Origin of the sequence: Nitrospira sp. CR1.1 (assembly GCA_014055465.1) — a bacterium.
Lineage (GTDB): Bacteria > Nitrospirota > Nitrospiria > Nitrospirales > Nitrospiraceae > Nitrospira_A.
The window spans coordinates 423,107-437,722 of sequence record WIAF01000001.1 but is presented as its reverse complement, the minus strand read 5'-3'; the positions used below and the strand labels follow the sequence as shown (position 1 = coordinate 437,722).

At 57.7% G+C, this 14,616-nt stretch carries 12 protein-coding genes; all 12 read left to right on the top strand.

The window, feature by feature from the left end; translation table 11 throughout:
• Nucleotides 1–163: 163 nt before the first annotated feature.
• The 12 genes from GDA65_02095 (at nt 164) to GDA65_02040 (ending at nt 14,611) form a co-directional block, all read left to right on the top strand.
• A complete protein-coding gene (locus tag GDA65_02095; protein MBA5861489.1) occupies nt 164–667 on the top strand; it encodes a prepilin-type N-terminal cleavage/methylation domain-containing protein in 504 nt (167 codons plus the stop codon).
• Between the two features lie 7 nt (nt 668–674).
• On the top strand, nt 675–1,199 hold the full coding sequence (locus GDA65_02090; GenBank protein MBA5861488.1) for a prepilin-type N-terminal cleavage/methylation domain-containing protein: 525 nt from the start codon (nt 675–677) through the stop codon (nt 1,197–1,199).
• A 2-nt stretch (nt 1,200–1,201) separates the two neighbouring features.
• On the top strand, nt 1,202–2,323 hold the full coding sequence (locus GDA65_02085) for a prepilin-type N-terminal cleavage/methylation domain-containing protein (protein ID MBA5861487.1): 1,122 nt from the start codon (nt 1,202–1,204) through the stop codon (nt 2,321–2,323).
• A gap of 14 nt (nt 2,324–2,337) precedes the next feature.
• Nucleotides 2,338–2,973, top strand: a complete 636-nt coding sequence (locus GDA65_02080; protein MBA5861486.1) for a hypothetical protein — start codon at nt 2,338–2,340, stop codon at nt 2,971–2,973.
• 14 nt (nt 2,974–2,987) lie between these two features.
• Nucleotides 2,988–3,308, top strand: coding sequence for a hypothetical protein (locus tag GDA65_02075; protein ID MBA5861485.1), 321 nt, complete (start codon nt 2,988–2,990; stop codon nt 3,306–3,308).
• A gap of 76 nt (nt 3,309–3,384) precedes the next feature.
• Entirely contained in the window at nt 3,385–7,800 is a 4,416-nt protein-coding gene (locus GDA65_02070; GenBank protein ID MBA5861484.1) for a hypothetical protein, read from the top strand.
• Nucleotides 7,801–7,832: 32 nt separating this feature from the next.
• Nucleotides 7,833–8,822 carry a hypothetical protein gene (locus tag GDA65_02065; protein ID MBA5861483.1) on the top strand — a complete coding sequence of 330 codons (990 nt, stop codon included), beginning with the start codon at nt 7,833–7,835 and terminating at the stop codon, nt 8,820–8,822.
• A 124-nt stretch (nt 8,823–8,946) separates the two neighbouring features.
• Entirely contained in the window at nt 8,947–10,008 is a 1,062-nt protein-coding gene (locus GDA65_02060) for an AAA family ATPase (GenBank protein MBA5861482.1), read from the top strand.
• Nucleotides 10,008–10,478: an rRNA maturation RNase YbeY gene (ybeY, locus tag GDA65_02055; protein MBA5861481.1), complete on the top strand. Its 471-nt coding sequence runs from the start codon at nt 10,008–10,010 to the stop codon at nt 10,476–10,478. Before GDA65_02060 ends, ybeY begins: the two co-directional genes overlap by 1 nt.
• Before the next feature lie 56 nt (nt 10,479–10,534).
• Nucleotides 10,535–11,449 (top strand): signal recognition particle-docking protein FtsY, encoded by a 915-nt coding sequence (gene ftsY / locus GDA65_02050; GenBank protein ID MBA5861480.1) that lies wholly within the window; start codon nt 10,535–10,537, stop codon nt 11,447–11,449.
• Nucleotides 11,450–11,602: 153 nt separating this feature from the next.
• Nucleotides 11,603–12,388: a response regulator gene (locus GDA65_02045; GenBank protein ID MBA5861479.1), complete on the top strand. Its 786-nt coding sequence runs from the start codon at nt 11,603–11,605 to the stop codon at nt 12,386–12,388.
• 42 nt (nt 12,389–12,430) lie between these two features.
• Nucleotides 12,431–14,611, top strand: a complete 2,181-nt coding sequence (locus GDA65_02040; protein ID MBA5861478.1) for a hypothetical protein — start codon at nt 12,431–12,433, stop codon at nt 14,609–14,611.
• Nucleotides 14,612–14,616: the final 5 nt, after the last annotated feature.

Sequence of the window (14,616 nt, the reverse complement as noted above, 5' to 3'; positions counted from 1 at the left end):
AGCCCATGGTGTTGACCTGCCACGTGTGGGCAAAGATCGCCCTACATCAGACGAAAATTGTCATCTCCGTGATCAGCAAACGCTCGGAATTGTGCGGCAGCGGATATGAATGCGGCTGAGATATCAATTGCTTAGACAAGTATTTTTCTGAGAATTCATCGGCATGGCACTTGCTCATCTGCCTGTCGCTATGGGTGTCTCTTCTTTCCACCACCGGTCCTCCGTTGCCCGTTGCCAGAGGGGTTTTACCCTCATTGAAGTGATGATCGCCGTTGCGATTGTCGGCATTCTAGCAATGGTAGCCGTTCCGAATTATCTGCAATGGAATGCTCGGTATCAGCTGAAACAAGGCACGACCGAATTGGCCGGCAGCCTGAACCTGGCCCGGATGGCTGCGATGAATCGCAATCTCGCCGTCACCGTGACGTTGGCGCTGGTGTCCGGCAGGGTAAATGTGGATTTTGGCGGTGCGCTGGCCCCCATCCTGCTGCCTCAGGCGATCGTCGGATTTACCGGTGGTCCGACGGTGCAATTCACTCGGCAGGGATTGAGTGGGGCGACGGCGAACGTGCCGCTGACCCTGGTCTCTCAACAAGGGACGGTCTATTCCTTGGTCGTCACTCCCTCCGGCAAGGTGAACTGGTGCGCTCAGGCCACTTGTCCATAGAGGCTGAATGAAACACACGAGACAGCAAAAAGAAGCGTCCGGCCTGATGTCGACCATGCAGCAGGGTTTTACCCTGTTAGAGGCAATGGTTGCAGCAGGAGTGCTTTCAGTCGGGCTCTTGGGTCTCGCGGGATTGTCCGGGATGTCGCTGGGAAAAAATGTTGATGCCAACGATATGGCGCGCGTCACCAATATCGCCGCCGATATGGCTGAGCGCATTCAAAATAATCGGCAACGTGTGTTGGATTACCACAACACCACAACGGCCGCAGCATGTCCGCAAAGCGTCAGCACGCAACGCATGGCCTGGGGCGATTGTGCGCAGTGGCAAACCCTGGTGGCCAATTCCGGTCTCCCCAATGCCGGAGGAGTTGTGACGTCAACCCGCCTCGATCCGGATCCCACTGCGAATCCGGTGACGATGAATCGCTTTTTGGTGACCATCACAGTGAATTGGCAAACCAGAAAGACAGATGTGAGCACCGCTCGGAATAAGACCGCCGTGTTTACGACGGTCGTCGCGCCTGAATAGACATGATGTGGAGCATGCCGATGCGTCGATGTGAACGGAACCAACAGGGCTTTACGCTGGTGGAATTGATGGCCGCCGTGTTGATCACGGTCGTGATTGTGGCGGCTACCATGACCATGGTTGTCACCTCGAATCGTGCCAATGTCGTGAACACGCAGGTGGCGGATACCCAGCAGAATGTCCGGCTGGCGACCGATCTCCTCAGCCGGGACATCAAGCTTGCCGGCTTCAATTACAACGCGACTGATCCGGCGACGGCCGCGGTGGGTAGCTGCAAGGCCACGATCGGCGCTGTGACAAAACCGGTCGGATTGCTTCCGCAGGATCAATCGCCGAATGGAGCTGATACCGGCGCGGATGGTGTGTCGATGGTGTTGCCGATCATGAACACGACGGGATGGACACTGACGGCGGCTGCGGGCGGAACCGCCAATGCGGCGACATTTGACAATTCGATCAGCCTCTCAGGCACCGCCATTACAGAAATGCTTGCTCAGGGCCTTGCCGTCGATTCCACGATTTCAATCGGAGGGGCGGTCTCAAAAACCGTCAAAACTATCGGTGCGACGTCCATCGGATTCGGGGCCGGAAACTATGTGAGCGGGCAATTTCCCATCGGTACGCCTGTGTATCTCATGCAGTGCGTGCGATACCAAATCGTCGTGAATACGCCGGCCACCTGCGGAAGTAATGCGCCATGCCTCGTCAGAGACAACGTGCCGCTCGTCGATGGCGTCGAAGATCTCCAAATCACGTATGCCTGTGACGGATGCAACCAGGCGGCGCCAAATCCGCTCTATGCTGACGGGATCATCGATGATCAAGACGGGACGTCGTCCGGTGGATTTCCGACCTTTTCTCAGGGCGATTTTGTCTCCGACGGCTCCTGGGCGATCACGCCGAGGACGCCTGACAAAATCAGAATGGCGCAGGTGAGTCTCGTCGTCAAGCCGACGAAGGCGGACGACGGCTTGGATGAGAAGGGCACCAAAGCCGTCAACACGACGGGGCCTGTGATTGTCGGCGATCATAATCCGTCGGCCGACACGGGCTATGACGCCCAGACCTACCAACAGCAACGAAGACGGGTGCTGGTCCGCACCATCCAACCGAGAAATCTGTAGCGAGAGACGCCGCAATGAACCCACGACAGGCAGGATCTGCTGCGACAACAGCGAACGGGGAATGCGGGCGACGAAATCAGCGGGGCATTGCCTTGCTGACCGTGATGCTGATGTTGTTGATTCTTTCCATTCTTGGCATTGCCTCTATTACCGTGACGAGCATGGAAAACCGTATGGCTGGATTTTTTCGTACAACCGAAGCCGTGGTCGCGGCTGCGGATTCATGTGAAGGCCTTGCGGCCAACATCATCCAGCAAACGTTATCTCCACCGGGCGTCTTGCCCCCTTCATTTATTGCCCCGGCGGGTCCGGTTCCCGCAGCCAACTCAGCGATTCTTTGGCAGGAGATCTACGGCTCCTCTCCTCTTCCCTCCCCTGCCCCTACCGGCACGCTGGCTGAGAACTATGCCGACTCTGCGGCGACGGACCCCAATTTTGTGATGACGAATCTGCCCGGCTTTATCGTCAATGGCGACATCGACCGTCTCTACGCACATCCGAAGTCCGGGCAGGGCACCGGGGTGACCTCTACGGAATTCGTGTACAGAATCACTTGTACGGCGACGAATGCCGCGACCGGATCAAGCAGTACGGTGACCTCGGTCTATGGCTGTTTGGACGGCGATACATGTGTGAAAAAGGTCAACTGAGAGGAGAGAGCGTGATGAACAACAGGATGCTCCTTGTGGTGCTTGGCCTCCTGGCACTCGTGCTGGTTGGGTCATATTCGGTGCAGGCGGAGACCGAGCAGAACCAGGAGTTGACGCTCTTTTCGACGGTCGGGTTTCAGTCCGGTGTGATTGATGAAGTGCAGGGATCGACGATTCGCATTGACGGGCGGACCTATGTGTTGAAAGCGAACGTTTTGGTGGTCGACCACAGAAGTCGACCCTTGGAGTTGGAGCGCATTGTGCCGACCTCGCTCGTCAAATTCCATCTGAAAGAAGGCCACATCGACAAGATGATGGTCACCTTGCCTCAATAGCGCATGAAAGGTCTTGTCTCAACTCGTAGCCACACTGTGGCGCTGTTGTCTTGCTTGAGATGAGGAGGAAGCACGCATGAATCGCAGAACTTTTGCCTCGCTGATGGTTCTTGTCGGTAGTGTCAGTGTCGGTCTGTTTGGCTCCAGCGATGCGGCAGCCGTCGTCTCCAACGCGGATTACACGGCGTCACCGCCCTTCGTCTCAGGTGCAACGACGCCGAATATCATCATCCTGATGGATAATTCCGGCAGTATGAGCAATCGGGCTTGCGAGTCGACCTCGTGCGGGACGTTAGCGGACGGAAGTACCTCGACCACCACGACATGGACCAATACCACGCGCTATTCTGGCTACTTTGATGCTCTCCGCTGCTATACCTACAACACGACCGACAAGAGATTTGAAAGCGGCACTGCAAAGGCAGCAGTGTCGACGGCTTGCTCGACGACGGAGTGGGATGGGAATTTTCTGAATTGGGCAACACTGCGCCGGTTCGATGCGGTGAAACGGGCGATGTCCGGAGGCGACTGTGCCATAGCCCGAGCGACGGATGGCACCTGTCCGACCAGTGGAACCCCTGCCTTGAAAACTGTCCGCGCACAAGGGAGCGGGGTGAATAATGAACGGGCTGACGTCACTTATAGTGGCGGAACGGGTCTCAATACGTATGTGGATCGCATCCCGTCGACCGACCGTGGCAGCAATCCAGCAACTATCTCAATTCATGTCTCGGCGGCATCTGGGGTGCCGTATTTCTGCGTTGAAGATGATACGAGCTTCAATAGCAATTGTGGCGACTCATTCAGTGTTCGCAAGTATGAATTGAAGGTTGGGTACTCATCTGAACCAACGGGAGTCATTCAGCAGATCGGGAGCAAAGCACGCTTTGGCCTCGTGGAATTTAAGTCCAGCAGCGAAGGCGCGCGCATGTTGGTGGGGGCGGGTTCCCGTCAGTCCATCGACTGGAACGGTACGGGCGTAGAGACGTTCAATACGAACATGGCAGCGATGGTGGACGCGGTGCAGGAGTCTTACCCCTCGACCTGGACACCACTGAGCGAATCGCTCTATGAGACGGCGCGGTATGTCGCACAGATTCAATCGACATTTACAACCGGCTATGTCTATCCGATTGCCTTTTCCGGTGGAATCTCCAACGGCGTCAATTTTGCCACGAGCGGCGCCGGTTCCATTGGGACGGACGAAATCACGGCGTTAGTCGGTACGGAAACCTGCCCTGCCGGATACATCACGAGCGCCTGCGGCCGCGATCCGTATTTCTTTGGTCAGAACCATACCCCGCCCTGGGCGTCGACCTCTCAGGTCGTGAATTGTTGCAGGACGTTTGTCATCATTTTTACCGATGGCGAGCCGACGCAGGATGTGAATGTGCCGTCGGCGATTCAGGACTATGCCCATGCCCATCATGGGCAGCATTGCAATGGCAGTGACAACGGTGTTCCGCCTCGCCCCATCAACGGCACCTGTAATACCAATGCGGCGACGCCATTCAGTGATTTGTTGGCCGAACACAAAACTGACTACAATGATAGCGGCAGTCACTATCTGGACGATGTAGCTTACTGGGCTCATACGAGCGATCTGAGGCCCTGCAGTGGAACAAATGACGGGACAATTGCCGGGTTATCCGTCACCGGCCATTGCATGCCCGGTACTCAGAATCTGACTGTGTATTCATTTTTTGCGTTTGGCAATATCAATGGTCGAGGAATTCTTGCGCAAACGGCCCGTTTGGGAGGCTTCGAGGATTCCAATGGCGATGGCATCCCGCAGACCTCTGAATGGGACAAAGAGAATAATTTGACCGGGGCCTCCACTCCTGACGGCATTCCGGACGCCTATTTCGAATCTTCCAATGTCGATGACCTCCAGGACAAATTGCTGGCCACCATCGCGAGCATTCTTCGGCGCAGTGCCTCAGGGTCCTCCGTGTCCGTGTTGGCTACGGCCTCGACGGGAGAAGGCGCCCTGTATCAGTCCTACTTCTATCCCAGCACTATCGAACCGTCCACACTGAGTGACGTTAAATGGACAGGTTACACGCAAGCGCTTTTTATCGACACCTTCGGCAATACCCGCGAGGACACGAACCAGGATGGCCGTCTCGACTACAAAGTCGACAAGATCATCAAGACTCGTTTTGATTCTGTCTCCAACTCGGTGAAGGTCGATAAGTACGTCGATACGGACGGTGACGGACTGCCGAACGATCAGAATAGCGACGGTCAAGTGACATTGGCCGATTGTAATCCCTGCGGAAAATTGCTGAGTGATATCCTTCCGATTTGGGAGGCCGGCAAGCAGCTGGCGCTGAAAGATTCATCGACTCGTACCATTCTCACCTGGGTCGACTCCGACCATGACGGAGTGGTCGATTCCGGTGAGCAGCTCGCGTTTTCGACGGCGAACGAGCCGACACTTCGTCCCTACCTGCGTGCCACGTCGAGTGCGGAAGGAACCAAGATCATCAACTTTGTGCGCGGATGTGATGCCACCACATGCACAGAACAGGCGACGACCAGAGATCGCCGTCTCCAGGTCCCGGCCGGAAGTGGCACGCTGAAAGTGTGGAAGTTGGGAGATGTGATTCATTCGACGCCGACAGTAGTAGCGGGGCCCAGGGACCGGCACGATGCGATCTATGGAGATCAGAGTTATTCGGCGTTCCTGCAGAAGTGGTACAACCGCAGGCAGGTGGCCTACGTCGGCGGAAACGACGGCATGCTGCACGCCTTCAATGCCGGGTACTACCACCCCGGCGACGATACGAGCGCCTCTGCTCCCGCAAATACCACCGAGCATGGCTGGTTTACGACGGCTCCGGCAGACAATTCATCCGGGGCTCCATTGGGTGATGAATTGTGGGGATTTGTGCCCTATGAACTCCTGCCGCAGCTGGAGTTTTTGAGTCGAGCGGATTACCAGCATGCCTACTACGTCGATTTGCCGCTCAAGGTGGCCGATGTGCGAATTTTTACCAACGACACCGATCATCCCAATGGATGGGGCACGATTTTGATCGGCGGATTCAGAATGGGTGGGAGTTGCGGCGCCTGTACGGCCGGAACCGGTGCGCCACCGATGACGGTCACGATCAGCGGCACAAACTATAATTTTTATAGCTCCTATTTCGTCATGGACGTCACCAATCCCGACAATCCCAAACTGCTCTGGTCATTCAATAGCTCGGATTTGGGTTTGACGACCAGTGTGCCGGCGGTGGTCCGGGTGAACCCGGGCGGGGATGCCAAGGCGAGTAATACGAACGCGAGGTGGCACATGGTCGTGGGATCCGGCCCGACCGGATATGACGCGAGCGTGGCGCAGAGTGCCAAAGTCTTTGTGGTCGATCTGGCCACAGGACCGGGAAGCAGCAATAGTCTCGTGACATCGTATTCCGTAGGGTCTTGGGATTCGTATATCGGAGATATAACGGCGTTCGACAGGGACCTCGATTATCGTCATGACGTCGTCTACTTCGGTCGAGTCATTAACGATGGGGCGCTCCCGTGGAGAGGAAAGATCTACCGGTTGACAATGGGCGCTGGCGGGGCGACGTCGAAATTCGGCACGGTGACGAATCCTGCGCAATGGGGTATCGCTTCCGGCAGCAATCGCGTCCCGACGGAAATGCTGGATACCTTTACCTCCGGAGCGGAAATGGGACCGGTTGCCACCGCGCCATCGGTGACGCTGGATGATGCGGCCAATGTCTGGGTGTTTGTGGGTAGCGGACGCTATTACAGCAAGTCGGATAAGACGGACATCTCGACCCAGTATTTTGTAGGGATGAAAGATTCCGTGCTCAATGCCGGGTGTAATCAATCATCCGGGGTGTCCAGCTGCATGGACAACGACCTTGTAGATGTCACTGCTGCAACCGTCTGCGTGGTAGGCGTCGGCGACTGTGGACTGGCCAGTGGCACCAATCAGGTGACCGGTGTGACCGGTGCGACCACATTTACGGGGCTGATTAGCCTTGTGCAGAGCAAAGATGGGTGGGTGACGAAATTGGTCGAGCCGGCCAACCCGCCCACGAAGCCGGTTCCGTATGGCATCGGAGAGCGGACAGTCAGTAGTCCGACGGTTTTCGGAGGGGTGGTGTTCTTTCCCACCTTTATTCCTACCAATGATATTTGCGTGTCGTCCGGAACAAGCCGGCTCTGGGCGCTGTTTTACAAGACGGGGAGCGCCTATCAAGAACCGATTATCGGTACCACTGCATCGGGCGCCAATCAGACAGTGAATAAATTCGGTTCCCTCGGTGAGGGCTTGGCGTTCGGGATCGTGGTCCATATGGGCTCAGGCCGGGACGGCGGCAGTCCCTTCGGCCTCCTTATCAACATGAGTCAGGGAAACTTCGGTGATTGTTCAACATGCGGAGGACCTGGAGGTGCGCCGAGTTCGGGCATCAATGTTCCCGTCGCCATCGATCCACGAAGTCATTTTTTCTCATGGACAAACCAGTGACACAAGGAATTGGTCGGGTCGTGGAGGGGAGAGTGGGTGAATTACGCTCTCCCGGCCTTCCTCACATGTCTCGTTTAGGGGTGATCGGTGTCGTCATGGCGGCGTGCTGGGGTTGTTCCTCCTCGCCTCAAGACGGATCGGTTGCCAGTGGTGCGCCAAAGAATAACCATCCTCCCGCGGTTCGTCTCGTGACGATTGTGCCCAATCCTCTCGTACTGGCGGGTCCCATCACGGCACATGTGGTGGCAGATGATCCTGACGGGACCGAACCCACGAAGCGATTTCAGTGGATCATCAATGGCACTCCTGTGCTGGGTGCAACCGGTGCTGAACTAGACCCGGTCCATGTGAAGCGGGGTGACCAGGTCGCGCTCGAAGTGGTGGCCGCGGACGGGGAGTTGGAGAGTGCTCCCTATCGCACGGATCCGCTTCCTGTGGTGAACACCCCCCCGCTCGTGTCCCGTGTCACGGTCGAGGGAGATGCCTCTGAAAAGGGTGGTCGGGTTCTTGCCAAGGTCGATGCGGTCGATCCTGACCGGGATGAGATTCACTACAGCTATCGTTGGTGGAGAAACGACAAGCTAGTACAGGAAGGTGAGGACAACGTCCTCGACACCACGGGATTTGGGCGAAAAGATGTGGTGGTGGTCGAAGTGACTGCGCGGGATCACGATATGGCCGCTGCGCCGGTCCGGTCCGCCCCGAGCGCGTTGGGCAATTCCCCACCGTTGATTGTTTCCAGTCCGGCGGCGTTGACGAATCGGGAGCAGTACGAGTATATGGTCCAGGCTAAGGACGTCGATGGCGATACGGTCACCTATGGTCTGGAGACAGGACCTCCAGGGATGACCATCGACAAGGCAACGGGGCAGGTGAACTGGAAGGTCATTCCGGGCGTGGCGGGGACTCATCGGGTGAAGATCATGGCGGAAGACGGGCAGGGAGGGATCGCCTGGCAGGAGTTTGAACTCTCGATTCCCTCCACGGCCCAATCGCAGGCGTCTTTGCCGCCGCAAGGGTAGCCTGCTTTTCAAGACGTCTGATCGCCGAATTTTCCCCTCACACTCCGTTCCGGCCTTGTTCCCCCCTTTCGCTGTTTGCTAGAATCTAGACATACGTTCGGCGAAAGGAGTTTTCGACACAGGCGTGCGCAAGATCAAACTACGTGAAGGCACGAACACCGCGGTTCTGTTTGGGCACCACGATCGCCACCTCAAGTTGATTGAGGAAGAGTTCGGGGTGCGGTGTTCCGCACGGGGCGAAGAAGTCACGGTAGAGGGTACGCCCGAAGCTGTGAAGCAGGCGGAACGGATACTCAATGAACTCGCATCGCTGACCAACGAAGGATACGATCTCAGATCAGATGACGTCACGCACGCGCTGACCGCCCTCCGCCATAATCAAGACGCCTCGCTTAAAGACTTGCTCTTCAGCGCGTCCCCCATCGTAACTCGAAAGCGCTTCATTGTCCCCAAGACCCCGACGCAGAAATACTACCTCGACGCGATCGAAAAGCATGACATCGTCATCGGTATTGGTCCTGCCGGAACAGGCAAGACGTACCTGGCCATGGCCATGGCGGTGAGCGCGCTGATGAAAAAGGATGTCAGCCGTATCATCCTCGCCCGACCGGCGGTCGAGGCTGGAGAAAAGCTCGGCTATCTGCCCGGTGACATGTATGCCAAGGTCAATCCGTACCTTCGTCCGCTCTATGATGCGCTGTTCGACATGATGGAAATGGAACGAGCCAATCGTCTCATCGATCGGGGAGATATTGAAATCGCTCCTCTGGCGTTTATGCGTGGCCGGACCCTTAACGACTCCTTTGTGATTCTGGACGAAGCGCAGAATGCCACCGCTGAGCAAATGAAAATGTTCCTGACCCGGTTAGGTTTTCATTCCAAAGCCGTCGTGACGGGAGATATCACGCAGATCGACTTACCATCCGACCGCGTCTCCGGCCTGATTGAAGTGCGGGACATTCTCCGGGACATCGCCGGTATTGAGTTTGTGTATTTCGATGAACGGGATGTCGTGCGGCATCGCCTCGTTCAAGAAATTATCAAAGCGTATGACCGGCATTCGGTCGCGCCGGCGAATCCCGGAACATCGAGAAAAGGCGGGAATCTCGTGAAAGGGCAGCGTCCTGATCCCAAGGTTTCCCGTTCCTCATCTTCTCCCACAGGTTCCTGGGGCCAATCGCATTAATGCCGGTCGTGGTCGGCATGCGGCTTACGAGGTGGACGCTGCGCCTCGCGCCTCTCAGGAGCCTCGCCAATCGTATCCTCCAGTCCATCGGTGAACGCGAGGCGTTGCTCAGCCTCGAAATCGTAGGCGACGACCGGATGCGCCGCCTGAATCGAAGCTTTCGTCATCGTGATAACACCACGGATGTGCTGGCCTTTGCGACCAGGGAAGGGCCCGGCCCGCCATCGGCCCTGCTGGGGGATGTCGTCATTTCCCTGCCACAAGCCATTCGTCAGGCGCGCCGTCATCAACGGGGTGTCGATCATGAACTGGCCGTACTCCTCATTCACGGCATTCTGCATTTGTGCGGATATGACCATGAGCGAAGTGAACCCGAGGCCAGACGAATGACCCGACGCGAGCGGGCCGTTCTGCGTGGCATCGGTCCGATACCGAGGCTATTGGTATCCGGCGATTCAGATCCAGTATGATGCGTGACCGGGGTGCATGATCGGGAACGTGAAGGCAGAAGAGGATGAGGTGAGCGGTGGGCTGGTTTCAGAAACTGAGCGAGGGGCTCTCAAAAACACGCGATGCGGTCACCGGACAACTGGATCGGCTGCTCGGGCGCGCGGCTGACCCGGCTCTTTTAGATGAGTTGGAGGTTGCCTTAATCAGCGCGGATCTGGGCGTGCCGGTTGTCGAACGCGTCATGGAGAACTTGCGCGGACAGATGCGCGGGGGAAATTTTTCGGCGGCCGAGAAGGTGCGGGATCTGCTGCGGCAATCGGTCTTGGACATTCTGCTTCCCGCACAAGCGGCGTCAATCGACCAACTCATCGCGCAAGGGCCGCGTCCGTTTGTGATTCTTGCCGTGGGGGTCAACGGTGTTGGGAAGACCACCACGGTGGCAAAATTGACCCAACGGTTTCGCCAACAAGGGAACAGCGCGTTGCTTGTCGCCGGCGACACCTTCCGGGCGGCGGCGATCGATCAACTGCAGGTATGGGCGGACCGCACACAGGTTGACATCATCCGGCATCGGCCCGGCGCTGATCCCGCGGCCGTGGCCTACGACGGGATCACGGCTGCGAAGGCGCGCGCGACGGACGTGGTGCTCATCGATACCGCCGGGCGGCTGCACACCAAAACAAATTTGATGGACGAGTTGCGGAAAATCAAACGGATTGTGGCGCAAGAGTGTCCGGGGGCGCCCCATGAGGTGCTGTTGGTCTTGGATGCGACCGTCGGTCAGAATGCGATTGCGCAAGCCAGACAATTTCATGAGGCGGTCGGCGTGACCGGCATTGCGCTGACCAAGCTGGATGGAACGGCCCGCGGCGGCATTGTGGTGGCGATTGCTGATACGCTGAAAATCCCGGTCCGGTTGATCGGAGTCGGGGAATCTGTTGAGGATCTCCAGGACTTCAACGCCAAAGCCTTTGTTGACGCATTGTTCTGACCTGTCCGGCCGGACCGGACCCTCTACCGTCTTTCCTGCGTTTTCGCTCAATTTCTTCTCATCCCGCGAACCTCATGCTAGGCTGTTTCTTGAGAGCCGACCCTGAGGGTGTGCCTGAGCGCAGCAACCGTTGCACATGGGCGAGAAAGAACGATGACGACGTTATTGGTAATCGACGACGACCGATTGCACTGCGATCTTTTGCAGGTGGCATTGTCTCGCCACGGGTATCGCGTCAGTACGGCGACCAGCGGGCGGGAGGGAGTATCCCTGTTCCGGCAACTTCGCCCCGTCGTGACGTTGCTTGATCTGCGAATGCCGGAAATGGACGGGTTAGCGGTGCTCAAAGAGATTCGGACGTACGACCCCCGCGCCGGAGTGATTATTCTGGGGGGTGGGGCCACCGAGGAATTAGAGAATCTCGCCCGAAAATTACACGTCACGGATTTTTTTCGGAAGGGCTTGTCGTTGGATGTGCTGGTTGGCGCGGTGCATCGGATTGCCCAACAAGCAAGGCGTGAGGCATCACGCGCCCAGTCTCTGGCGAGCAATGATGCCGATCAGCCTCCCGGGGAACAGGTTCTCGTCGTTGATGACGATGTGATGGCGCGCGATCTCCTGATGCGTTTTCTCAGTCTGCGCGGATACCGTGTCCGAGGCGCCAAGGATGGCCGTGAAGCCCTGCGAATGATCGAGGAGTCGGCGCCGGATTTGTTAATCCTCGATCTCGTCATGCCGGAGATGAACGGCGTAGAGTTATTGAAAGTCCTGGCCGGGCGCGACTATGCCGGACGGACGATCATTTTGAGTGGACATCAGAATGATCCGTTGCTGACGGACGCCTGGGCGTTGGGGCCGCAAGAAGTGCTGGATAAACCGCTTGATTTGGAGCGAGCCTTGATGGCTATCCAGCTTGTGATGGTGTGCCGGGAGTGTTAATCTTCATCGTCCACCTTGGGGTGCCGGTGAAGAGTGAATTGTTTGCATCGCCTCATCCGCTTCAGTCTGCTTGCCGTTTGCCTCGTTCCTGCGCTTGCAGTCGCTGAGTCTGGCTCCGCTTCACCGACCATTGAACATCACCAGCTGACGCTCGAGCTGCTGCCGGATTCCCATCAGCTCATCGCGACGGATCGCCTGACCCTCGCGGGAGGATCTCCCGGTCAGGTGTGGGCGTTTTCTCTCGCTCCCACGCTTCACGTCGAGCACATCCAGGATGTCACGCATTGTCACGCCCCCTGTGAAACGGCTCCGGAGGTGGCCTTCGAGAGGGAAGAGGCATCAGGCCGGTCGGAGCCGCAGCGCGTGATCCTGAAGCAGCCGGCCACAGGTCGGGGAGACGGCACGGTAGAATTGAAGTTCTCCTATCGCGGGGTGATCGACGATCCGCCGCGGGACCCGCGGCACCTTCGGTTTGTCACGCCGAGCGAGACCTCCGGGCACATTGGCCCTGAAGGCGTGTATCTCAGCAGTGAAAGCCAATGGTATCCCGACCTGAATGGTTCGCTTGCCACCTACGACGTCACCGTGACCTTGCCTGATGGGTGGACCGCTGTGACGCAGGGAGCCCCGCAGTCTGACCCGGCGCGTTGGGTGGTCTCGAGTAAGAGCGAGGCGCTGACGGTCGTCGCCAACCGGTTCATTGTGAAGGCTCGCACTTGGACAGCGCAGTCGGGGCAGTCCATCCGGCTCGCTACCTATCTCTTTCCCGACGAAGCCTCGTTAGCGGATGAATATCTGGACGCCTCGGCGCGATACCTTGATGCCTACATTCCCCTGCTCGGGCCCTATCCATTTTCGCAATTTGCCGTCGTCGAGAATTTCTTCTCCAGCGGACTGGGCATGCCTTCTTTTACCCTGCTGGGAAGCGCCGTGATCAAGCGGCACTATACGCAGCCCTATGCGCTCGGCCATGAGATCGTGCATTCGTGGATCGGAAACGGCGTGTTCAACCGGATCGATCGCGGCAACTGGGTGGAGGGGCTGACGACCTATCTCTCCAATTACTACTACCATGAGCTCATGGGCGATGAGGCGCAAGCCCGCGAGCAGCGACGATTGATGCTCATGGGATATGCCGTCTACGTGCGACCCGGCGAGGAGTATCCCGTCATACGGTTCGCCCAGAAGCACGATGAAAAGGACAACGCCATCGGTTATCAACAATCCGCCATGGTGTTCCATGCGCTCAGACAGGAAATCGGCGAAGCTGCGTTTTGGAAGGCGCTGAAACAGATACCGGAACAGTATCTTGGAAGGGCGGCTGAGTGGCGTGATCTGGAGCGCATCTTTCAGGACGTAGCAGGGCGAGACCTTCGATGGTTTTTTGCTCAGTGGGTCGAGCGGGCCGGCGCGCCTGAAATTGAGCTGACTCGTGTGTGGGTGCAGCCGTCAACCGGAACTTCCGGGGAGACGAATACGGTGGAGGCGATGGTGCACATCGCCCAGCATGGCGTCCCCTATCGAATCGCGGTCGATCTGGAATTTGTGCTGGACGGCGGACGTGCCCACCGAGCGCGTATCCATCTGACGGAGGCCCAGCAAGATGTGGTCGTGCCTCTAACGGAACGTCCGCTGGCGGTTCGACTGGACCCGGGGCTGCAGGTGTTTCGCCGTGTGGCACGGAATGCGTTAGCGCCTATGTTGAATCTGTACGTGACGGATGCCCAACGGACGGTTCTGTTGCCCCGGGTGTCATCAGAGCCACCGAGTCCCTTCACCGACATTGTTCAACGAATTGTCGCACAGGAGGCGTCGAAGCCAGGGAGATCGCGCACGACCGTGAGAGAGCCGGGAAACCATACGACGGATGTGCCGCCGGGATCGTTGCTGGTGCTGGGCGGGCCCGGGGAGAATCCCGCGGCGGCAGACATGCTACGCGACTGCGGCGACCATGTTCGTTTCGGCGAGAAGGGATTTGCGGTGGACGGGAAGGCGTACGAAGGCCCTACGATGGCGCTGCTGGTATCCTGCCGGCGCGACGATCAGCCGGGCAGCGTGGTGACTCTTCTCCACGGGGTGACGCCGCAGGCGCTTGGCCGCGTGGCCCGGCTCTTGTTTTTTTACGGATGGCAGAGTTATGTGGTGTTTCACGAAGGGGCCGTGGTTGCACGGGGAGATTGGGAGGATAAGATGACTGCAGAGGTGCGAATTGAAACACGTTAAACACT

Excerpts from the sequence above, each read along its gene's own strand:
- GDA65_02090 (MBA5861488.1), top strand. The coding sequence starts at position 675 with ATGAAACACACGAGACAGCAAAAAGAAGCGTCCGGCCTGATGTCGACC.
- GDA65_02085 (MBA5861487.1), top strand. The coding sequence starts at position 1,202 with ATGATGTGGAGCATGCCGATGCGTCGATGTGAACGGAACCAACAGGGC.
- GDA65_02080 (MBA5861486.1), top strand. The coding sequence starts at position 2,338 with ATGAACCCACGACAGGCAGGATCTGCTGCGACAACAGCGAACGGGGAA.
- GDA65_02045 (MBA5861479.1), top strand. The coding sequence starts at position 11,603 with ATGACGACGTTATTGGTAATCGACGACGACCGATTGCACTGCGATCTT.
- GDA65_02075 (MBA5861485.1), top strand. The coding sequence starts at position 2,988 with ATGAACAACAGGATGCTCCTTGTGGTGCTTGGCCTCCTGGCACTCGTG.
- GDA65_02070 (MBA5861484.1), top strand. The coding sequence starts at position 3,385 with ATGAATCGCAGAACTTTTGCCTCGCTGATGGTTCTTGTCGGTAGTGTC.
- ybeY (MBA5861481.1), top strand. The coding sequence starts at position 10,008 with ATGCCGGTCGTGGTCGGCATGCGGCTTACGAGGTGGACGCTGCGCCTC.
- GDA65_02095 (MBA5861489.1), top strand. The coding sequence starts at position 164 with ATGGCACTTGCTCATCTGCCTGTCGCTATGGGTGTCTCTTCTTTCCAC.